Here is a 20,245-nt window from a genome sequence, read left to right on the forward strand (position 1 = left end):
GCCGAACGCTGTCGGATCAGCCCGTCAGCATCGACACGATCCATGGGGTCGGGCGCACAGCCGATGTCCCTGCGCCCTAAGGTGCGATGGGTACCCGCACGGTCGGGCGGGACGGTAGGCAGCGGTCGGCATGAGAGAGTTGTCGCTGACGTCGACGCGGAGGCATTGATGAAGTTCCGAGTGGAGCGCGACGCGCTCGCCGAGGCTGTGGCGTGGACCGCGAAGAGCCTGCCCAACCGGCCGTCCGTACCGGTGCTCGCCGGGGTGATGCTCCGCGTCACCGATGGCAACCTGCGGGTCTCCGGGTTCGACTACGAGGTCTCCAGCCAGGTGACCGTCGAGGTGCAGGGCGACGCCGACGGCGCCGCGCTCGTCTCCGGCCGCCTGCTCGCCGAGATCACCAAGGCGTTGCCGGCCAAGCCGGTCGACATCGCCGCGGTCGGCGCGCACCTCGAGTTGGTCTGCGGCAGCGCCCGGTTCACCCTGCCCACCATGCCGGTGGAGGATTACCCCGCGCTGCCCGAGATGCCGCAGAGCGCCGGCACTGTCGACGCCGCCGCGTTCGCCACAGCGGTTTCCCAGGTGGCCATCGCGGCCGGCCGGGACGAGACGCTACCGATGATGACCGGTGTCCGCGTCGAGCTGTCCGGCGACACGTTGTCGATGCTCGCCACCGACCGGTACCGGTTGGCGCTGCGCGAGATCCAGTGGCGGCCGGACGACCCCGAGGTGAGCATCAACGCCCTGGTGCCGGCCCGCACGCTGAACGACACCGCCAAGGCCCTCGGCCCGCTGGGCGGCGAGGTCACCCTCGCCCTCGCCCAAGGGGCTGCCGGTGAGGGCATGGTCGGTCTCGCCGGCGGCACCCGTCGTACCACCAGCCGGCTGCTCGACGGCGCCAACTACCCGCCGGTGCGGTCGCTCTTCCCGGCCACGCACAACGCCGAGGCCCGAGTTTCGGTCAGCACGCTGATCGAGGTCGTCAAGCGGGTCGCGCTGGTCGCCGAACGCACCACGCCGGTGCTGCTCAGCTTCAGCGCCGACGGTCTGGTGGTCGAGGCCGGCGGTTCCGAGGAGGCGCGGGCGAGCGAGGCGATGGAGGCCACCTTCACCGGTGACCCACTGACCATCGGCTTCAACCCGCAGTACCTCATCGACGGTCTGGCAAACCTGGGCGCTCAGACGGCCGTGCTCTCGTTCGTCGACGCCTTCAAGCCCGCGGTGATCTCACCCGCTGGCGAGGATGGCGAGGTCATTCCGGGGTACCGGTACCTCATCATGCCGATCCGCGTCTCGCGCTGATCGCGCCCAGCAACACCCAGATCCACGGAGGTAGAAACACATGCAGCTCGGCCTGGTAGGACTCGGCCGTATGGGCGGCAACATGCGGGAGCGGTTGCGTTCGGCCGGGCACGAGGTGGTCGGCTTCGACCACAACGCGCAGATCAGCGACGTTACGACCCTCGCCGGCCTGGCGGAGAAGCTCGAGTCCCCGCGCGCGGTCTGGGTCATGGTGCCCGCGGGTGTCACCGACGCCACCATCGACGAGCTCGCCGAGGTGCTCGGCGAGGGCGACATCATCATCGACGGCGGCAACTCGCGCTTCAGCGACGACGCCCCCCGCGCCGAGCGGCTCAACCAGCGGGGCATCGGCTACCTGGACGTCGGCGTCTCCGGCGGCGTCTGGGGCCGGCAGAACGGCTACGGGCTGATGGTCGGCGGTTCCCAGGAGCACGTGGACCGGCTGATGCCGATCTTCAACGCGCTCAAGCCGGAGGGCGAGTTCGGTTTCGTGCACGCCGGCCCGGTCGGGGCCGGGCACTACTCGAAGATGGTGCACAACGGCATCGAATACGGCCTGATGCACGCCTACGCCGAGGGCTACGAGCTGATGGCCGCCTCGGAGCTGGTGACCAACGTGCCGGGCGTCATCAAGTCCTGGCGGGAGGGCACCGTCGTCCGTTCCTGGCTGCTCGACCTTCTGGACCGGGCGCTCGACGAGGACCCGGAGCTGGCCGACCTGAGCGGCTACACGGAGGACACCGGCGAGGGTCGGTGGACGGTCGACGAGGCGGTCCGGTTGGCGGTGCCGCTGAACGTCATCACGGCTTCGCTGTTCGCCAGGTTCGCCTCACGGCAGGACGACTCGCCCGCCATGAAGGCCGTCTCCGCGCTGCGTCAGCAGTTCGGTGGCCACGCCGTGCACAAGCGCTGAGCGGCGTCCACAACCTGTGTACGTTCACCGGCTGGAACTGGTCGACTTCCGCTCGTACGAGCGGGTGGCCGTCGACCTCCAGCCGGGGGCGAACGTCCTGATCGGCGCCAACGGTGTCGGTAAGACCAACCTCGTCGAGGCGCTGGGCTACGTGGCGACCCTGGACTCACACCGGGTCGCCACCGACGCGCCGCTGGTCCGGATGGGCGCATCGTCCGCGGTGATCCGCTGCGCTGTGGTGCACGACGGCCGCGAGCTTCTGGTCGAGCTGGAGATCGTGCCCGGCAAGGCCAACCGAGCCCGGCTGGGTCGCTCACCGGCGCGACGGGCCCGGGACGTGCTGGGGGCGCTGCGGTTGGTGCTCTTCGCCCCCGAAGACCTGGAGCTGGTCCGGGGCGACCCGGCCGAGCGTCGCCGCTACCTGGACGACCTGCTGGTCAACCGCCAGCCCCGGTACGCGGGTGTGCGGGCCGACTACGAGCGGGTCGTCAAGCAACGCAACGCCCTGCTGCGTACCGCGTACCTGGCCCGCAAGACTGGTGGGTCCCGGGGCGGTGACCTCGGCACCCTGGCGGTCTGGGACGCCCACCTGGCCCAGCACGGCGCGGAGCTGCTCGCCGGCCGGCTGGAGCTGGTGGCCGCGCTCAGCCCGCACGTGGCCAAGGCGTACGACGCGGTGGCCGCCGGTCGGGGGGCGGCGAGCATCACCTACCGGCCGTCGATCGAGCTGGCCGAGTCGACCACCGATCGGGCCGCGTTGGCAGAGGCGCTGACGGCGGCCCTGGCCGCGTCCCGTTCCGCCGAGATTGAGCGGGGCACCACCCTGGTCGGTCCGCACCGTGACGAGTTGGCGTTGAGTCTCGGCCCGCTGCCCGCCAAGGGGTACGCCAGCCACGGCGAGTCGTGGTCGTTCGCGCTCGCGCTGCGGCTGGCCGGGTACGACCTGTTGCGCTCCGACGGCATCGAGCCGGTGCTGGTGCTCGACGACGTCTTCGCGGAGTTGGACACCGGCCGCCGGGAGCGGTTGGCGGAGCTGGTCGGCGGGGCGAGTCAGCTGCTGGTGACCTGCGCGGTGGACGATGACGTGCCGGCCGCCCTGCGCGGCACCCGTTACCAGGTCGGCGAAGGGACGGTACGCCGTGTCGGATAAGCCAGGCACCGAGCGGTCGGCGGCAGGCGACGCCGCGGCTGCGCGTACTCCGAAGGTCGCTGCGGAGTCGGCGGGCGGTGAGCCGGCGGCGGCCGCCAGCGGGCCGGAGCTGGCCCGGGCGGTGCTCGACGCGGCGCTGTCCCGGCGGCAGGCGGCGGCCCGCGCCCGGCGTGCGCCCGGCGGTGGCGACGCCGCCGGCGGCTCGGGCCGGCGGTTGCGTGGCTACTCCGGCCCGGGCCCCGACCCGCGCGATCCGCAGCCGCTCGGCGCGGTGCTGAACCGGCTGGTCAAGGCGCGCGGCTGGCAACAGCCGGCGGCCGAGGCCACCGTGTTCGGCGCCTGGGAGCGGGTCGTCGGCGCTGAGGTGGCGCAGAACAGCCGCCCGGTGAAGTTGGAGAACGGCGAGCTGACCGTGGAGGCGCGCTCGACCGCCTGGGCCACCCAGCTGCGGCTGCTGGCCGGCTCGCTGCTCAAGCAGATCGCCAGCGAGGTCGGTCACAACGTGGTGCGCAAGCTGCACATCCACGGGCCGGCCGCGCCCTCCTGGGGGAAGGGCCCACGCCGGGTGCGCGGCCGGGGCCCCCGCGACACCTACGGCTGAGCCGCCGGCTCAGCCGCGCCGGTCCGCCTCGCGGGCTGCCCGCTTGCGCTCCCGCTGCTCCCGGGTGTGGCGCTTGCGCTCGGCCAGGTCGCGTTTCCACGCTTCGCGGGCCTCGGCCGAACCGCCCTGCACCGCGCCCTGCACCCCTTCGGCGGGGCCGGCGAGGTGCCGGAAGGCCCACCGCATCAGTCGGCCGCCCTCGCCCGGGGCCCTGGTGACCGCGCCGTCCTCGCTCATCTGCCGCCTCTTTCCGGGTCACGTCGTCCCGCCGGGCCAGGCCCGCCGCACGAGCAGACCGTTGGGGTACGAATGATTGGTGCACCAATTATCGGTACGATAGTCATCGTGCGGAGGGAGGGCAACCGATGAGCGAACGACCGGACGGCGTCGACCCGCTGGCCCTGGAGCAGCAGGTGTGCTTCGCCCTCTCGGTCGCCGCGCGCAGCGTGGTGGCCGTCTACCGGCCGCTGCTGGAACCGATGGGGTTGACCCACCCGCAGTACCTGGTGATGTTGGCCCTCTGGCAGCACGCGCCGTTGTCCGGCCGCGACCTCAGCCGCCTGCTCCAGCTCGACCCGGGCACGCTGTCACCCCTGCTCAAGCGCCTTGAGGCGGGCGGCTACCTGCGCCGGGAACGCGACCCGAGCGACGAGCGCAGCCTCGCCGTCACCCTCACCGCCAGCGGCGCCGCGCTGCGGAGTCAGGCCGAACTGATCCCGGCCGCGATCGTGCAGCGGCTCGGGCTGCCCGTCGAGGACCTGCAACACCTGCACGCGGTGCTCACACAGCTGATCTCAGCCGCCAACCGGCCGGCCGGCCCGGAGACGGACGCGGCGGCTCAGGCGTCGGCGTAGACGGCGAACCCGCGCTCGGCGCAGCGCCGGTAGAACGCCGCCAGCACGCCCAGCTCGGCGCAGGTGAAGTTCCACTGCGGCGGATCGCCGCGCTCGTCGCGCAGCGCGTCGAGCCGACTCTCCAGCCAGCGCAGCTGCTGTTCGGCCAACCGGCCGTCGCCGAGCAGAGCACGCAGCACGGTGCTCACCGACTCGAAGGTGACCGCCTCGCCGGTCGGGCGGTGCGCGGCCACGAACCGTTCGATGCCGCTCGCGATCCAGGAGCAGCCGTCCGGGTCGATCACCGGGTCCTCGTCCTCGGCGGCGGCGTCTGTGGCGTACAACACACCTTCGAGGCCGAGCAGGAGATCCACCAACTCGGTGTACGCGGTCGCCCGGATGGTGCCGGTCTTCGCGATGAGCTCGGCCAGCGCCGCGGTCGGCGCGGAGATGCGCGGTAGGTCGACGATCTCGCCGAAGTCGACGAACTCGGCCGGCGCCACCGGATCGTAGAAGCGGCCGGTCCGCGGCCAGTGCACCGCGACGTTGTCCAGCCCCATCTGTCACCTCTTAAAGAGCACGTGTCGGGTCGATCGGGTCGATCGTCCCGGTTCCAACCGGTAAAGATCAAGGCTGGTTCCGGGGCGCCGCAAACGTACGGCACTGACGGTTCGGCCGCGACCCCCGACCCGCCCGACCGCGGGTCAACCCGTTCCGGGGCGGCGCGTGCGAAGCGGGCCTGGCGTGTGGGGGGAGTCGTGGGCGACGGGGTTCTGCCGGCTATGGACTTCTCAGCCGCCTCGCTGAGGGTGCCGAGTGGTGGTTCTGTCCTCCGCGCACAGTAGGATTGACAGTGAGACGAAGACCCGGTGCGGGAGTGGGACGGGGCCGGTGGCCCAGGTTCATTCTCCACGTCGGGTCGAGCCGATCGCGATCCGCGGGCAACCGCGGCGACCGGCGCGTTCGACCCGCTGTCCGGAGGTCTCCGGCGCCGGTCCGCGCGCCGACGTCGCGTCCTGTCCGCCGAACCCGCGCCCGACGCGCCCCTACCGGCGCGGCTGACGCGAGAAAGTGGCCGAGGGTGGCAGCGCAGGACAAGCAGGAGTACGGCGCAGAGTCGATCACCGTTCTCGAGGGGCTGGAGGCCGTTCGCAAGCGGCCCGGTATGTACATCGGGTCCACCGGCGAACGCGGTCTGCACCACCTCGTCTGGGAGGTTGTCGACAACGCTGTCGACGAGGCGCTGGCCGGATACTGCGACACCATCGACGTGGTGCTGCTCGCCGACGGCGGCGTCCGGGTCACCGACAACGGCCGTGGTTTCCCGGTCGACCTTCACCCGAAGCTCAAGAAGCCGGGTGTCGAGGTCGCGCTGACCGTGCTGCACGCCGGCGGCAAGTTCGACGGCAAGGCGTACGCGGTCTCCGGTGGTCTGCACGGCGTCGGTGTCTCCGTGGTGAACGCTCTCTCCACCCGAATGGCCGTGGAGATCCACAAGTCCGGTTTCGTCTGGCGGCAGCAGTACACCAACTCCAAGCCCAGCCCACTGGACAAGGGCGAGGCCACCGACCGCACCGGCTCGGCGGTCTCCTTCTGGCCCGACCCCGACGTCTTCGAGACAGTCGACTTCGACTTCCAGACCATCTACCGGCGGCTGCAGGAGATGGCCTTCCTCAACCGGGCCCTCCGCATCCACCTGCTCGACGAGCGGGTGGCCGAGGAGGAGGACGGCCGCCAGCGCGAGGTCACCTTCTTCTACGAGGGCGGCATCGCGGACTTCGTCCGGCACCTCAACGCCTCGAAGAGCCCGATCCACAAGACCGTGGTCGAGTTCGAGGCCGAAGAGGAGGGCATGTCACTTGAGATCGCCATGCAGTGGAACGAGTCGTACGGCGAGTCGGTCTACACCTTCGCCAACACCATCAACACCCACGAGGGCGGCACGCACGAGGAGGGCTTCCGGTCCGCGCTGACCAGCGTGGTCAACCGGTACGGCACCGACAAGAAGCTGCTCAAGGGCGACGAGAAGCTCTCCGGCGAGGACATCCGCGAAGGGCTCGCGGCGATCATCTCGGTCAAGCTGGCCAACCCGCAGTTCGAGGGCCAGACCAAGACCAAGCTGGGCAACACCCCGGTGAAGAGCTTCGTGCAGCGGGTCTGCAACGACCGGCTGGTCGACTGGTTCGACCGCAACCCGGCCGAGGCCAAGATGATCATCACGAAGGCCTCCCAGGCGGCCCGGGCCCGGATCGCCGCGCAGCAGGCACGCAAGCTGGCCCGGCGCAAGTCGCTGCTGGAGTCCGGCTCGATGCCGGGCAAGCTGGCGGACTGCCAGTCGACCGACCCCCGCGAGTCCGAGGTGTTCATCGTCGAGGGTGACTCGGCCGGCGGCTCGGCCAAGCAGGGTCGCGACCCACGGACCCAGGCGATCCTGCCGATCCGCGGCAAGATCCTCAACGTGGAGAAGGCCCGGATCGACCGGGTGCTGAAGAACAACGAGGTCCAGGCGCTGATCACCGCGCTGGGCACCGGCATCCACGACGACTTCGACATGGAGAAGCTGCGGTACCACAAGGTGGTGCTGATGGCCGACGCGGACGTCGACGGCCAGCACATCCAGACGCTGCTGCTCACCCTGCTGTTCCGCTTCATGCGTCCGCTGGTCGAGATGGGGCACGTCTACCTGGCCGCCCCGCCGCTCTACAAGATCAAGTGGAACAAGAAGGGCGACGACGCCCAGTACGCCTACTCCGACCGCGAGCGGGACGGCCTGATCCTGCTGCGCCAGCAGAAGAAGCCGAACGCCAAGCCGGACGACATCCAGCGCTTCAAGGGCCTCGGCGAGATGAACTATCCCGAGCTGTGGGAAACCACCATGAACCCGGCGACGCGTACCCTGCGTCAGGTCACTCTCGACGACGCGGCGACCGCCGACGAGTTGTTCAGTGTGCTGATGGGTGAGGACGTCGAGGCGCGCCGGTCGTTCATTCAGCGCAACGCCAAGGACGTGCGGTTCCTGGATATCTGACGGACTGCGCCGGATCGGCCGGGCCCTGCCCGGCCGATCCGGCGGTCCACAGAGTTATCCACAGCTTGGCCGGTATCCACAGCGGTTATCCACAGCACGAAAACGACTCTGAGTCTGATAAGGGTATACAGTGACCGATTCTCCCGAGTCCACACCGAACGAGCCCGAGGTTCCCGCCGAGGCCATCGCCGCGGTGGTCGCGCACGACCGGATCGAACCGGTCGGGCTCGAGGTGGAGATGCAGCGCTCCTACCTCGACTACGCGATGAGCGTCATCGTCGGTCGCGCGCTGCCGGACGTCCGGGACGGCCTCAAGCCGGTCCACCGCAAGATCCTCTACGCGATGTTCGACTCCGGCTACCGTCCGGACCGCGGCTACGTGAAGTGCTCCCGCGTCGTCGGTGACGTGATGGGTCAGTTCCACCCGCACGGCGACTCCGCGATCTACGACGCGCTGGTCCGGATGGCGCAGCCCTGGTCGCTGCGCTACCCGCTGGTCGACGGCAACGGCAACTTCGGCTCACCCGGTAACGATCCCGCCGCCGCGATGCGCTACTGCCTCACCGGGGATGTCCGGATTCGCACCGCTGACGGTAGCGTGCGGATCGCGGACGTGGTGGCCGATGCGGCGCCGTCCAGCGAGACCGACATCGACCTCAAGGTCCGCGACCGCAACGGCGACCTGGTTCGCGCCAGCAAGTTCTTCCATTCCGGCGAGCACCCGACGCTGCGGCTCCGCACCCGCGAGGGGTACGAGCTGACCGGCACCCACAACCACCCGGTGCTCTGCCTGGTGGACGTGGCCGGCGTGCCGACCCTGCTGTGGAAGCTGCTCGCCGAGATCTCCCCCGGCGACCGCGTTGTCCTCCAGCGCAGCGTGCCGGACGAGATCGGCTACCCGATGCTGGAGCACGTCGAGGCCGCCGTCCTCGCCGGCGCCTTCGTCAGTGAGGGCTGGGTCTCCCCGAGCCGCGCCGGGTTCAACAACGTGGACCGGGAGTTCTTCGTCCGTGTTCTCGCGGCCTACGACCTGGCCGTCGGCGGCCCCCGCTACGTGAGTGAGCGGGTCATCGCCTCCGGCAGCACCCTGCACGAACTCGATGTGCAGGACCTCACCGCGCTGCGCGAGAGCCTTCTGGGCGACATGATGGGCGCGCGCAGCGCCGCGAAGTTCGTTCCCGAGTTCGTCTGGCAGGGGCCGGCAGCGGTCAAGCGGGCGTTCCTCCAGGCGCTGTTCGAGGGCGACGGCTCGTCGTCGCTGCTGCCGCGCAACACCATGCAGATCTCGTACTCGACTCGCAGCCAGCGATTGGCGGCCGAGGTCCAGCAGTTGCTGCTGGAGTTCGGCGTGGTCAGCCGGCAGACCCGCTACGACAGTGGCGAGATCAAGGTCGTGGTGACCAACCGGCGCGACGCGCGGATCTTCGCCGCGCACGTCGGCTTCCTCGGCCGTAAGCAGGCCAAGCTGGAGGCCGAGCTGGCCCAGGTGCCGGCGAGCAGCACGGCGCTCTCCAGCGACCACGTGCCGCTGGTCGGCGACTTCATCCGTGAGCACGGCGCGACGCGCTGGACGGAGCAGGACTGGCTGCGCCGGCACAACGTGGACCGCGTCGAACGGTGGGAGCGGGACCGGGACGAGATCGCGGCCCGGATCACCAACTCCGAGGTGCTCGACGTGGTCGAGCCGTTGGTCGACGGCCGGTTCTACTACGCCGAGGTGGCGCAGATCACTGACGCCGGTGTGCAGCCGGTCTACAGCGTCCGAGTCGACACCGACGACCACTCGTTCGTCTCGGACGGGTTCGTCAGCCACAACACCGAGTGCAAGCTCGACCCGCTCGCGATGGAGATGCTGCGGGACATCGACGAGGACACCGTCGACCTGCAGGACAACTACGACGGCCGGGCCAAGGAGCCCACCATCCTGCCGTCGCGGATCCCCAACCTCCTGGTGAACGGCTCCGAGGGCATCGCGGTCGGCATGGCCACCAAGATTCCGCCGCACAACCTGCGGGAGATCGGCGCGGCGGTGCAGTGGTGCCTGGAGCACCCGGACGAGGACGAGGAGACCACCCTCGAAGCCCTGCTCGGCATCGTCAAGGGCCCGGACTTCCCGACCTACGGCCTGATCGTCGGCACCACAGCGATCCAGGACGCGTACCGCACCGGTCGCGGCTCGATCCGGATGCGCGCCGTGGTGGAGGTCGAGGAGGACAAGCGGGGTCGCCCCTGCCTGGTCGTCAGCGAGCTGCCCTACCAGGTCAACCCGGACAACCTCGCCGAGCGGATCGCCGAGCTGATCAAGGAGGGCAAGCTCGCCGGGATCGCCGACATCCGCGACGAGTCCTCCGGTCGTACCGGCATGCGGATCGTGCTGGTGCTCAAGCGCGACGCCGTCGCGAAGGTCGTGCTGAACAACCTCTACAAGCACACCCAGCTCCAGGAGACCTTCGGCGCGAACATGCTGGCCCTGGTCGACGGGGTGCCGCGCACGCTCAACCTGGCGCAGTTCATCCGCTACTACGTCGAGCACCAGATCGACGTGATCCGCCGGCGGACCGCGTTCCGGCTGCGTAAGGCCGAGGAGCGGGCGCACATCCTGCGCGGTCTGGGCAAGGCGCTGGACGCGCTGGACGAGGTGATCGCCCTGATCCGGCGTTCGCCGACCGTGGACGACGCGCGGCAGGGCCTGATCCGGCTGCTGGAGATCGACGAGATCCAGGCAACCGCGATCCTGGACATGCAGCTGCGCCGGCTCGCCGCGTTGGAGCGGCAGCGAATCGTGGACGACCTGGCCAAGCTCGAGCTGGAGATCGCCGACCTCAAGGACATCCTCGCCAAGCCGGAGCGGCAGCGAAAGATCGTCTCGGAGGAGCTGGGCGAGATCGTCGCCAAGTGGGGCGACGACCGCCGGACGCAGATCATCCCGTTCGACGGCGAGGTCTCGATGGAGGACCTCATCGCCCGCGAGGACGTGGTCGTCACGATCACCCGCACCGGGTACGCCAAGCGGACCAAGGTCGATCTGTACCGCTCGCAGCGACGCGGCGGTAAGGGCGTCAGCGGCGCCACGCTGCGGCAGGACGACATCGTCAGCCACTTCTTCGTCTGCTCGACCCACGACTGGATCTTGTTCTTCACGAACAAGGGCCGGGTCTACCGGGCCAAGGCGTACGAGTTGCCGGAGGCCAGTAGGGTAGCCAAGGGCCAACACGTGGCCAATCTGCTCGCCTTCCTGCCCGACGAGCAGATCGCGCAGATCATTGAGATCCCGAACTACCAGGTAGCCCCCTATCTGGTACTGGCCACGAAGAACGGCCTGGTGAAGAAGACGCGGCTCGAGGAGTTCGACTCCAACCGTTCCGGCGGCATCATCGCGATCAACCTTCGCGATGAGGACGAGCTGGTCGGTGCTGCGCTGGTTGCCCCGGAGAACGACCTGCTGCTGGTCTCGAAGAAGGCACAGGCGATCCGGTTCAACGCCTCCGACGAGGCGCTGCGGCCGATGGGCCGGGCCACCTCGGGCGTGATCGGCATGCGCTTCACGGACGACGACGTCCTGCTGGCCATGGAGGTCGTGCGGGAAGGTTTGGACGTTCTGGTGGCCACGAACGGGGGATATGCCAAGCGCACCCCGATCGAGGAATACCCGGTGCAGGGCCGGGGAGGTAAGGGCGTGTTGACTGCGAAGATCACCGAACGGCGCGGTGGTCTGGTTGGCGCGGTGGTGATCGATCCGGACGACGAGCTGTTCGCGATCACCAGCAATGGTGGTGTCATTCGGACTCCGGTGAAGCCTGTACGCCGTACGCGTGACCGGAACACAATGGGGGTCAAGCTGATGGACCTCCCGGACGGCGTGACTATCGTGGCGATTGCTCGCAATGCCGACGAGCCTGACGAACAGGACTAGTTGAATGACGGAGACACAGGCGAAGTCGGGGAACACGGGGACCTCGGCCAACCCGGTCGACGAGGAGGCCGCCAAGGGCGGCACACCAGCGACCGGCCGCGCGGCCGTAGGCCGGGCGACGGTCCCCGCCGATGCGCCTGCCCCGAAGTTCACCAGGGCTCCAGGTATGACGCCCCCGCCGGAGCAGCCGGGCGAGGACGACGGGGCGGGTGACAAGACCGAGGCGACGCCCAGCGCCGAGGCGCCGACGTCGGCCGCCGCCAACCCTCCGGGTCCGGCGGCGACACCCTCGACCCGTCCGACGACCACCCAGCCGATCGGTGTCCGGCCCGGCCAGGCGACGTCGGCCGGGTCCACCGGCACCCAGCCGCGGATCACCCCCGGCATGACCCAGCCGCAGCCGGAGGCGGCGCGTGGCACTGCCACTGCCGGCCGTCCGGCCAGCGGCGGTGGCCTGCCGCCGGGGATCGGCAACCCGTCCGCCGTGGGGGCCGCCCGCGTCGGTGACGCGGTGCGCGCGGCGCGTACGTCGGTCAGCTCGGCCGCCTCCCGCGGGCCGCGCCGGGCCCGGCTGAACCTGAAGCGGATCGACCCGTGGTCCGTGATGAAGTTCGCATTCGCGGTGTCGGTGGTGCTCTTCATCGTCGTGGTGGTCGCCACCTCGGTGCTCTACCTGGCGCTGGACGCGATGGGTGTGTTCCAGAGCGTCAACGAGAGCCTGAGCGACCTGGTCAACGCCGGTGGTGGGCAGAGCACCAGCGGCTTCCAGATCACCGCCAAGGGCGTGATTCTCAGCTCGGCGCTGATCGGCCTGGTCAACGTGGTGCTGTTCACCGCGCTGGCCACGCTCGGCGCGTTCGTCTACAACGTCTGCGCCGACCTGGTCGGTGGGATCGAGCTGACCCTCGCCGAGCGGGACTGAGCCAACCGGGACGCCGGAGCATCGCGGAATGCGGTCGCTCCGGCGTCCCGTACTCAGGTAGGTTTTTGCAGGCGACGACGGGCCCCGGCTCGCAGGCTCGGACCCCGATTTGGGGCCGGCAGAGCGGATGGGTTAATCTTGCTCGTCGCAACGCGGGGCTATAGCTCAGTCGGTTAGAGCGCAGAGCTGATAACTCTGAGGTCGATGGTTCGATTCCATCTAGCCCCACCGCAAGTCGTCCGACGGTAGTCGAGCGCGAGGGGTCGCCCCATGTTCAAGAAGCTGCTGATTCTGGCTGGCGTCGTCGGTGTGGCCGCCGTCGTGTTCAACAAGATCAAGGCGTCGAACGATGAGCGTGCCCTGTGGCACGAGGCGACCACCGCGCCCGACCTGCGCTGACGTCCGGCCCGGCGACGAGTGATCGTCGCGGTGGCCACCACGGGGCCCTAGCTCAACTGGCAGAGCACTGCCTTTGCAAGGCAGGGGTTAGGGGTTCGAGTCCCCTGGGCTCCACCAGCACCTTCCCCGGTTGATCTCGGTCGGAGTGCAGCCAAGCCGGTTACGCCATCCCCTCCTGGCCGAGAATTCGGTCAATGGCCGAGGCAGCCTGACGAGCCCGCGCCGGCAGAACGTGGCCGTAGGTGTCGGCCTTCATCCGGATCGTGGAGTGCCCAAACACCTCCATCACCTCCGCAGCTCCTCGGCCTGGTCGAGCAGGAACGTGGCGAACGCGTGCCGCACGTCGTGCAGGTGCGATGTGGCGACCTACGGCTTCGAAGACCTCCAGTTCTACAGTGAGGTCGCCCAGCCGATCGAGCACTGGTCACTGCGCGAAGAGGTCGCCGACCGAGCCCTCCGGGACCAGGCCAACCCACATTCTGACCCGACACGCATCCGCGACACAGATCGCTGCTGGGCCGAAGCTGTAAGGGGCATTCATGGAATCACCTGCCACCCCGACGTGGGTCATGACAGTGGAGTATGCCGGCGTGTCGCCCGCTTGGTGTGAGGACGACGGCGCCACGAATGACTCACGTGTGAACCCGATCGCCATATCGAGAATAGGCGATCATGCGACCACCCTGAGCGCGGTCGTCGCGGCCGTCACCGAACAAGAGGCCCGCGAGATCGGACTGGTCGGCCTCGGACGTTGGGCGCATCGGATCGGCCTCAGCACGCACAATCCGACCGTGGTGGCGCTGTTTGGCAGGGGCATCGGATAGTCGGAACACCCCGGCGCTACCCGGTTCGTCTGGTTGAGGTCAAGGCAAGTCGGTCGATCCAATCCGGAATGGATGGACCCGGGCGACGCGCCACGCCGTGGGTTTAGCCCCCTGTTCGCAGGGGATCCGCGCTCATGCGGATAGACATCGACGAGCCGAATGCTGTCGAACAGTTCTGGGAAGGGATGCGGGAGGTCGCCGCCGCCGCTACCCGGCACCAGGACGACGACCTGTACCAGGCGATCGTCAAGATCGGCAGATCCGCTCTGGCCCAGGGGGTCGAACTGGTGCCGTCCAGTGGCTTCTTCCTGCAGTGCCCCGTCTGCAGCGCCAGGTCAGGCCAGCGCTGCATCAACGTGCCGGCCCACCCGTTGAGCGAGGACGCACTCCATCCGGCGCGCGTCGAGCTGGCCGAGAAGGCGATCAGCGGTGAAATCCCACTGCCTGCGCCGATCCGGTGACCACTCTTCCGACGACGCGGAGCTGTCTCCGTGACGTGACTCGTTGGGTGATTCGCACGGGCGGGATCGGCGGCGCGGTCAGGCGGGCTGGGTGAGTGAGATGGTTTCGCCGCGCGCGATGGTGCGCACCTGCCCTGCCCAGCCACGACGGCGGGCCTCCTCGACGAAATGCGCCAGCGGGGAGCGGAAGACCGGATAGTCGTCGTAATGGATTGGCACGGTCAGCCGCGGACGGACCAGCTCCACCAGGTCCGCACCCTGGCGGGCGTCCATGGTGAGCAGGATCCCGGCGACCTTCGTGCCGCCGAGGTGGATCAGCATCGCGTCGATGTCCGGGTAGCGTTCGGGGATCGCGGTGAGCAGCGGCCGGTTGAGGGTGTCGCCGGTGACGTAGAGCCGGAATTCCCGCCGCCCGGAGCGCTCCACGTCGATCATCGTGCCCATCACGTCGGGCATCAGCAGGTCGAGCACGCCCGGGCCGTGTTGTCCGGGCATTGAGGTGAGGCGCACTGTCGTACCGTCGCGGTGCAGTTCCCGGGACGACCACGTCGGCAGGCCCTGTGCGGCCTGGAATCCCCAGCGGCGCAGCTTGCGTTCCGCGGCGGGGGTGGTGACGATAGGCAGCTCCCGGTCCAGTTCCCGACGGGCCACCCGGTCGAAGTGGTCGCCGTGCAGATGGGAGAGGACCACCGCGTCCAGTTCGGGAAGCTGGGCGATCCGCAGTGCCGGGTCCGTGCGTCGGCGCGACCACAACCCCTTGCCCAGGTACGCCCGCTGGCCCCGGTGCAGAAAGTTCGGGTCGGTCAGCAGGGTGAATCCGCCGATCCGTAGCACCGTCGTGGCGGTACCGATGAGCGTCACCTGCGGTTGCTCTGCCACGGTGTCCACCTCCTCCGGCTCCGGTACCCCGGTGAGCCGGCGGCATGCGGCGTGCCGACGCTCAGTGCGTCGAGTCGCTGTTGTCAGTCGAGGCGGTGTCGGGTCGGGCCTGGGGCACGTGCTCCATCAGCTTCGTGAGTGCGCCGTTGGCGAAGGTGGCACCGAGCGCCGACCCGGCTCCGATGGTCCAGCCGACCGGCCCGAGCGGGGTGCAGCCGAAGAACTGGCTCACCCCCGGCGTCTGCACCACCACGACCAGCACGCCCAGTGATGCCACGGTGGAGGCCAGCACGGCCGGGCTGGTGCCGCCGGCCAGGATGGTCTGCCCGAGTTGGGTGCCGACCAGGGAGACCAGGGCGACGGTGCCCGCCCGTTGGCGGCGTCCGGTGTAGCGGGCCAACGTCCAACCCGCTGTCGCGCCCAGCGTGGTGGCCGTCGCCCGCAGCCCGATCTCCCTGGTGAGGCTCTCGCCGAGCGCCCTGTCCGGGCCCTCCCGCAGCAGCGCGTCGGCGCGGTCCGACGCGGGTGGCCGGACCGCGATGGCCAGCGCCGGCGCCAGGTCGGTGAGCAGGTTGACCAGCAGCAGTTGTCGCCCGGTGAGCGCGGAACGGCCGGTCGCCGCGGCGCTGAGCACACTGAAGGCGATCTCGCCGAGGTTGCCGCCGACCAGGATGCTCAGCGCGTGCCGCACCGACGACCACATCGCCCGCCCTTCGATCAGGGTCGCGATGATGGTTTCCAACCGGTCGTCGGTGACCACCAGGTCGGCCGCGGCGCGGGCGGCCGGGGTGCCCCGTTGGCCGAGGGCGATGCCGACGTCGGCCAGCCGGATCGCCGGGGCGTCGTTGGCGCCGTCACCGGTCATCGCCACTGTCCGCCCGCACTTCTGCAACGCTTGGATGATCCGCACCTTGTGGGCAGGGGTGCAGCGGGCCACCACGTCGGTGTTGGTCAACCGTTCCGCGAGCGCGTCGTCGTCCAGTTGGTCGAGTTCACCGGCGGTGACCACCCGCTGTTCGTCGTGATCGCTGATGGTGGCGGCGATCGCCTCGGCGGTGGCCGGATGATCGCCGGTGATCATGATGGTGTGCACGCCAGCCTGCCGGATCCGGCGTACCGCCGGGGCGGCGCTCTCCCGCACACCGTCGGCGAGGGCCAGGAAACCCACGAAGGTGAGCCCTCGAACGTCGGAGTCGGTGACCGTCGAGTCGTTCACCGGGCACTCGGCGACGGCCAGGATCCGGTTTCCGGCACCGGCCCGGTCGGCGAGCATCCGTTCCAACTCGGCGCGGCCGGCGTCGTCCATCGGCTCCTGACGGCCGTCGGTGCGTCGGGACGAGCAGCGGGGCAGCACCGTCTCCGGAGCACCCTTGACGCTCAACAGCAGGTGACCGTCGGTCCGTCCGATGCTCGCGTGGTAGCCGCGGGACGGCTCGAACGGCAGGCCCCCGGCAGCGTGCCAGCCGGCGGCACCGGTCTGCTCCACCACGCCAGCCTCCCCGGCGCCCCGCCGGACCGCCCGGTCGGTCTGCAACGCCAACTCCTCCGGATTCTTCGCGGCGGGGGTGGCCCGCAGCGCCGCGGCCAACGTCATCCGGAGCCGGTCGTCCAACCGGTCCACCGGCGCGTACCGGTCACCGACGCCGTCGCCGACTCCGGCGAGCAGCAACTGGCCCTCGGTGAGGGTGCCGGTCTTGTCGAAGCAGAGCACGTCCACCCGGCCCAACGCCTCGATGGTGCGCGGGTTGCGGACCAACGCGCCGTGCTCGGCCAGCCGCCGGGCCGCGGCCAGCTGCGCCGCGCTGACCAGGAACGGCAACCCCTCCGGCACCGACGCCACGGCGAGGTTCGCGGCGGTCGCCGCCGTTTCGGCCAGGGGTACGCCCCGAAGCAGGCCCGCGCCGGCCACCGCTATCGCGGAACCGGCCGCCAGCGGGATGGCGGTGCTGGTCAACGAGCCGAGCCGAGCCTCCACCCCACTGGTCGGGGGTGCCTGCCGCACCAACGCGAGGCTGCGCCCGGCCTCGGTGTCGTTGCCGGTCGCCACCACCACTGCGGTGCCGTGCCCGGCGGCGACCGTGGTGCCCTCGTAGAGCATCGAGTGCCGGTCGGCGACGGCGGCGGCGACCACCGGCCGGTTGGACTTGGCGACCGGCAGCGACTCACCGGTCAGCGACGACTCGTCGGCCTCCAGGCCCACCGACTCGAGCACCCGGCAGTCGGCGGGCACCGAGTCTCCCGGTTCGAGGGCGATGACGTCCCCGAGGACCAGGTCCTCGGCGGCGAGCACCTGATCGGCGCCGTCCCGGCGGACCCGTGCGGTCACCGCCGACCGCGACAGCAGCTCCGCCAGTGACCTCTCGGTGTTGCGTTCGTGCACCGCCCCGATCAGGGCGGACCCACCGACCACGCTGCTCACCAGCGCGGCGTCGACAAGTGAACCGAACGACGCGGAGAGCACCGCCCCGGCGGCCAGCACCGGGGTGAGTGGGTTGGACAGCTCGTCCAGGAAGGCGCGCAGCAGCCCACCACTTCCGGGTTCGGCACCGCCGTCGGCGCCCGAGCTGTGGCGTCGGCGCTGCGCTTCCGCGCTGGTCAGGCCGTCCGGCGTGGAGCGCAGGTGGTCGAGCACCGTACCGACGGGCATCAGGTGCCAGGCGGTCGTCACCGGTGCCGGGGTGTCCGACTGGTCGTGCAACCGGCGGGCCTGCCAGACCCCGTTCGCGAAGGCCAACCCGGCCGCGCCGTTCACCGCGACGAGCGACCGGCCGGGCAGTTCGGTCGGCGGGGCCGTGAACGCGCCCAGCGCCCCGAGACCGGTGCCGGCCATGGCCAGCCGAATGTTCTGCTGGGCGGTACGCCGAGCCACCCCGGTCGCCTCGATCACCAGGGCCACCACCCGCAGGTCGGCACCGACCAGCAGGTGTGCGCCCCACGGGGGCAGCTCCTCCGGCGCGGCGAACCCGAGACCGCAGTCGGACGCGCCGAGCGCCTTGCGGTCGGCGGAGACGAGCATCACCATCGCGCCGTCGCGCTGTAGTCTGCGGACCGACTCGACCAACTGGTCCCCGCCGGGCAGCATCGCGTCGGCGAAGCCGTACCGCTGCTCGTCGCCACCGGCAACGATCAGCCGCAGGCCGGCCCGCCGCGCGGCGGCCGGCAGCCCGTCGACACCGGGTGCGGGTTCCGGCTCGACCCGCAGGAGCGCGGCGAGCCGGTCGCCGTGGGCGAGGCCGAGCAGTTGGCCGCCGGCCGAGCGCAGCCGGACCGCGTCCGCGATGGCGTCCAGGTGGTTCGCGGGCATCTGGTCCAACGGTCCGAGCCGCCAGCCGTCCGCCGCACGGGAAGCGGCCGGATCGTCCGGGTCGAACAACGCGAAGGCCCGCTCGGCCACCTCGTCGACGTCCGCGTCGGACGCCGGCGCCAGGTCGGCGAGTACGCCCCGGTCCGAGCCGAGCACCGCGGCGTCGAGCACGAGCGTGTCGATCCGGTCCAACTCCCGCAGCACACTGCGGTCCATCGCGATCACCCCGCGCCGCGCCAGCATCCGGCCGAGCTGGGCGGCGTACCCCTCACGTCCACTGCCGGGCGCCTTCGGCAGCGCCGACAGGCCCAGCGCGGCGGCCCGCTTGCGCCCGGCGAAGGGCACCGCCGCCGCGCCGGCCGCCGCGCCGGCGGCGAGCATCCGGTTGATGTACCGCTCGACCGGGCCGTGCGGCTTGGGTCGGGGACGGTCGGCTATCGGCCACCGGGCGACGGCACGCTCGGGGTCCCCGGTCAGTCGGGGTTCCGCGTTTTCCCAGGCGGAGAACTGGGCCCGGTCCTCACCCCACTCCACGAGCCGTTGGGCGCCGTCGAGGACGATGCCGGTCCAGCGGCCGGTGAGACCCTGCACCACGGCCTCGGCCAGCGGGAAGAGGACCTCCGCGCGCGGGTCGGAGCGCAGTGTCCTGCCGAGGAACGCGTGCAGCTTCGGTTGCAGGTCGACCGCCGCCAGCACGCCGGCCACCTCACCGGGCAGCGGCGCGAACGGCAGGATCCGGGTGGCCGCCCAGAGGGTCAGACCCAGCGCGTCCGAGGCGAGCGCGCCGAGGGTGCGCGGGTTGTGGGGGCCCTCCTCGGGCGGGTGCGGGGGTGGGATCTCCGGATCGGGCTCGTGATCGCAGGTCCGTTCGACCCGGCTGATGGTGGCGATGAGGTCGTCGAGATCCGGTTCGGGGGCCTGCACGGCCACCACCACCCGCCCGGATGGAGCGTTCACCCTGGCCCAGGCCACCCCGGGCATCCGCTCCAGCGCACCCTCGACCTGCCGGGCGAGCTGGTCGCCGCCCTCCTGGCAAACGCCGTGTACCTCGATGTGGTGCCGACCGGGGCGTGACCAGACCCGACGCCGGCTGAGCCCGACCGACCGGGCCAGCCGGGTCGCGGCCGACCCGACGGTCCGGGACGCCTCGCCGATCAGGTGCGGCACGCCGAAGGACGGCAGGATGCGGCCGGCAGCGCGACCCGCCGCCGTCATCGAGGCGTACGGCTGGACGGACGCCAGCCCGGCTCCCTGTTGCCGCTGGTCCTGACCTTGGCCATGTCGTCCTCCCACCGCGCTCACGTCCGGCGGCCTGGCTTCCCGACCTGCCATCCGTTATGCCCCCTGAGCGGCGGAATTTTCCGTCGTCGCTGGCGCATGGACGGGTTGGGCCGTGGAATCCGACGAGCATCACCGGACATGGGGAGGCCGGCATGAGCACACTGACGCGACGTCTCAACGGTTCGCGGGAGAACATGCGGATGTACAGCCGTCGGGTCCAACTGCCGATGCTGGGTGACGTGGCGGTCCCGCCACCGGACAAGGTCGTCTACTACGCCGGGCTCGGCGTGCTCGCCGCGCTGCAGGTCATCGAGTGGCCGATCGCTGTGGTGATCACCGCCGGCCACGTGTTGGCAGACCAGCATTTTTCCGGTCTGGCGCGCGGTCTCGGGGAGGTTCTGCAGGACGCGTGACGAGAGCCGGGTCACCGGACGG

General features: G+C 70.4%; 16 protein-coding genes and 2 tRNA genes. 14 read left to right on the forward strand and 4 right to left on the reverse strand.

Going from position 1 to position 20,245, the window contains the following annotated elements:
- Positions 1 to 168 precede the first annotated feature (168 nt).
- From dnaN to IF22_RS0113655, 4 genes are read left to right on the forward strand one after another with little or no spacing between them, the layout of a single operon-like run.
- Positions 169 to 1,302, forward strand: a complete 1,134-nt coding sequence (gene dnaN / locus IF22_RS0113640) for a DNA polymerase III subunit beta (protein WP_030331874.1) — start codon at positions 169 to 171, stop codon at positions 1,300 to 1,302.
- A 40-nt stretch (positions 1,303 to 1,342) separates the two neighbouring features.
- On the forward strand, positions 1,343 to 2,215 hold the full coding sequence (gnd, locus tag IF22_RS0113645) for a phosphogluconate dehydrogenase (NAD(+)-dependent, decarboxylating) (RefSeq protein ID WP_030331875.1): 873 nt from the start codon (positions 1,343 to 1,345) through the stop codon (positions 2,213 to 2,215).
- Positions 2,216 to 2,231: 16 nt separating this feature from the next.
- Positions 2,232 to 3,365 carry a DNA replication/repair protein RecF gene (gene recF, locus IF22_RS0113650; RefSeq protein ID WP_030331876.1) on the forward strand — a complete coding sequence of 378 codons (1,134 nt, stop codon included), beginning with the start codon at positions 2,232 to 2,234 and terminating at the stop codon, positions 3,363 to 3,365.
- Positions 3,355 to 3,966, forward strand: coding sequence for a DciA family protein (locus tag IF22_RS0113655; RefSeq protein WP_030331877.1), 612 nt, complete (start codon positions 3,355 to 3,357; stop codon positions 3,964 to 3,966). The genes recF and IF22_RS0113655 overlap by 11 nt, the downstream gene beginning before the upstream one ends.
- A gap of 9 nt (positions 3,967 to 3,975) precedes the next feature.
- Here IF22_RS0113655 and IF22_RS0113660 read toward each other — a convergent pair whose 3' ends face one another.
- Complete coding sequence (locus tag IF22_RS0113660) at positions 3,976 to 4,203, reverse strand: hypothetical protein (RefSeq protein WP_030331879.1); 228 nt, start codon at positions 4,201 to 4,203, stop codon at positions 3,976 to 3,978.
- Positions 4,204 to 4,331: 128 nt separating this feature from the next.
- Between IF22_RS0113660 and IF22_RS0113665 the strand changes: the two genes are divergently transcribed.
- On the forward strand, positions 4,332 to 4,820 hold the full coding sequence (locus tag IF22_RS0113665) for a MarR family winged helix-turn-helix transcriptional regulator (RefSeq protein WP_030331880.1): 489 nt from the start codon (positions 4,332 to 4,334) through the stop codon (positions 4,818 to 4,820).
- Here IF22_RS0113665 and IF22_RS0113670 read toward each other — a convergent pair.
- Positions 4,805 to 5,359 carry a hypothetical protein gene (locus IF22_RS0113670; RefSeq protein WP_030331882.1) on the reverse strand — a complete coding sequence of 185 codons (555 nt, stop codon included), beginning with the start codon at positions 5,357 to 5,359 and terminating at the stop codon, positions 4,805 to 4,807. The genes IF22_RS0113665 and IF22_RS0113670 overlap by 16 nt on opposite strands.
- 521 nt (positions 5,360 to 5,880) lie before the next feature.
- On the opposite strand from IF22_RS0113670, the gene gyrB reads away from it, so the two are divergent.
- From gyrB to IF22_RS0113715, 8 genes are all read left to right on the forward strand, one after another.
- Positions 5,881 to 7,827: a DNA topoisomerase (ATP-hydrolyzing) subunit B gene (gene gyrB, locus IF22_RS0113675; RefSeq protein ID WP_030331885.1), complete on the forward strand. Its 1,947-nt coding sequence runs from the start codon at positions 5,881 to 5,883 to the stop codon at positions 7,825 to 7,827.
- Positions 7,828 to 7,957: 130 nt separating this feature from the next.
- Complete coding sequence (gene gyrA, locus IF22_RS0113680; protein WP_156057541.1) at positions 7,958 to 11,740, forward strand: intein-containing DNA gyrase subunit A; 3,783 nt, start codon at positions 7,958 to 7,960, stop codon at positions 11,738 to 11,740.
- 4 nt (positions 11,741 to 11,744) lie between these two features.
- A complete protein-coding gene (locus IF22_RS0113685) occupies positions 11,745 to 12,662 on the forward strand; it encodes a DUF3566 domain-containing protein (protein WP_030331889.1) in 918 nt (305 codons plus the stop codon).
- Positions 12,663 to 12,816: 154 nt separating this feature from the next.
- Positions 12,817 to 12,890, forward strand: a tRNA-Ile gene (locus tag IF22_RS0113690).
- 42 nt (positions 12,891 to 12,932) lie between these two features.
- Positions 12,933 to 13,061 carry a DLW-39 family protein gene (locus tag IF22_RS35640; RefSeq protein ID WP_209444550.1) on the forward strand — a complete coding sequence of 43 codons (129 nt, stop codon included), beginning with the start codon at positions 12,933 to 12,935 and terminating at the stop codon, positions 13,059 to 13,061.
- 41 nt (positions 13,062 to 13,102) lie between these two features.
- A tRNA-Ala gene (locus IF22_RS0113700) sits at positions 13,103 to 13,178 on the forward strand.
- Between the two features lie 422 nt (positions 13,179 to 13,600).
- A complete protein-coding gene (locus tag IF22_RS0113710) occupies positions 13,601 to 13,885 on the forward strand; it encodes a hypothetical protein (RefSeq protein ID WP_156057544.1) in 285 nt (94 codons plus the stop codon).
- A 134-nt stretch (positions 13,886 to 14,019) separates the two neighbouring features.
- Positions 14,020 to 14,346 carry a zinc finger domain-containing protein gene (locus tag IF22_RS0113715; protein WP_156057547.1) on the forward strand — a complete coding sequence of 109 codons (327 nt, stop codon included), beginning with the start codon at positions 14,020 to 14,022 and terminating at the stop codon, positions 14,344 to 14,346.
- A gap of 78 nt (positions 14,347 to 14,424) precedes the next feature.
- Here IF22_RS0113715 and IF22_RS0113720 read toward each other — a convergent pair whose 3' ends face one another.
- Together IF22_RS0113720 and IF22_RS0113725 are read right to left on the reverse strand one after the other, a co-directional pair.
- Positions 14,425 to 15,225, reverse strand: coding sequence for an MBL fold metallo-hydrolase (locus IF22_RS0113720; protein WP_030331894.1), 801 nt, complete (start codon positions 15,223 to 15,225; stop codon positions 14,425 to 14,427).
- Positions 15,226 to 15,286: 61 nt separating this feature from the next.
- A complete protein-coding gene (locus IF22_RS0113725) occupies positions 15,287 to 19,744 on the reverse strand; it encodes a cation-translocating P-type ATPase (protein WP_030331896.1) in 4,458 nt (1,485 codons plus the stop codon).
- 218 nt (positions 19,745 to 19,962) lie between these two features.
- Here IF22_RS0113725 and IF22_RS0113730 point away from each other — a divergent pair, with 218 nt between their 5' ends.
- Entirely contained in the window at positions 19,963 to 20,223 is a 261-nt protein-coding gene (locus tag IF22_RS0113730; RefSeq protein ID WP_051708452.1) for a hypothetical protein, read from the forward strand.
- The last annotated feature ends 22 nt before the right edge of the window (positions 20,224 to 20,245 follow it).

This window comes from Micromonospora parva (assembly GCF_000718515.1).
GTDB classification, from domain to species: domain Bacteria; phylum Actinomycetota; class Actinomycetes; order Mycobacteriales; family Micromonosporaceae; genus Micromonospora; species Micromonospora parva.

Coding starts and splice junctions, on each gene's coding strand:
- dnaN (WP_030331874.1), top strand. CDS start 169: ATGAAGTTCCGAGTGGAGCGCGACGCGCTCGCCGAGGCTGTGGCGTGG.
- gnd (WP_030331875.1), top strand. CDS start 1,343: ATGCAGCTCGGCCTGGTAGGACTCGGCCGTATGGGCGGCAACATGCGG.
- IF22_RS0113660 (WP_030331879.1), bottom strand. CDS start 4,203: ATGAGCGAGGACGGCGCGGTCACCAGGGCCCCGGGCGAGGGCGGCCGA.
- IF22_RS0113665 (WP_030331880.1), top strand. CDS start 4,332: ATGAGCGAACGACCGGACGGCGTCGACCCGCTGGCCCTGGAGCAGCAG.
- IF22_RS0113670 (WP_030331882.1), bottom strand. CDS start 5,359: ATGGGGCTGGACAACGTCGCGGTGCACTGGCCGCGGACCGGCCGCTTC.
- IF22_RS0113685 (WP_030331889.1), top strand. CDS start 11,745: ATGACGGAGACACAGGCGAAGTCGGGGAACACGGGGACCTCGGCCAAC.
- IF22_RS35640 (WP_209444550.1), top strand. CDS start 12,933: ATGTTCAAGAAGCTGCTGATTCTGGCTGGCGTCGTCGGTGTGGCCGCC.
- IF22_RS0113710 (WP_156057544.1), top strand. CDS start 13,601: ATGGAATCACCTGCCACCCCGACGTGGGTCATGACAGTGGAGTATGCC.
- IF22_RS0113715 (WP_156057547.1), top strand. CDS start 14,020: ATGCGGATAGACATCGACGAGCCGAATGCTGTCGAACAGTTCTGGGAA.
- IF22_RS0113725 (WP_030331896.1), bottom strand. CDS start 19,744: ATGACGGCGGCGGGTCGCGCTGCCGGCCGCATCCTGCCGTCCTTCGGC.
- IF22_RS0113730 (WP_051708452.1), top strand. CDS start 19,963: ATGAGCACACTGACGCGACGTCTCAACGGTTCGCGGGAGAACATGCGG.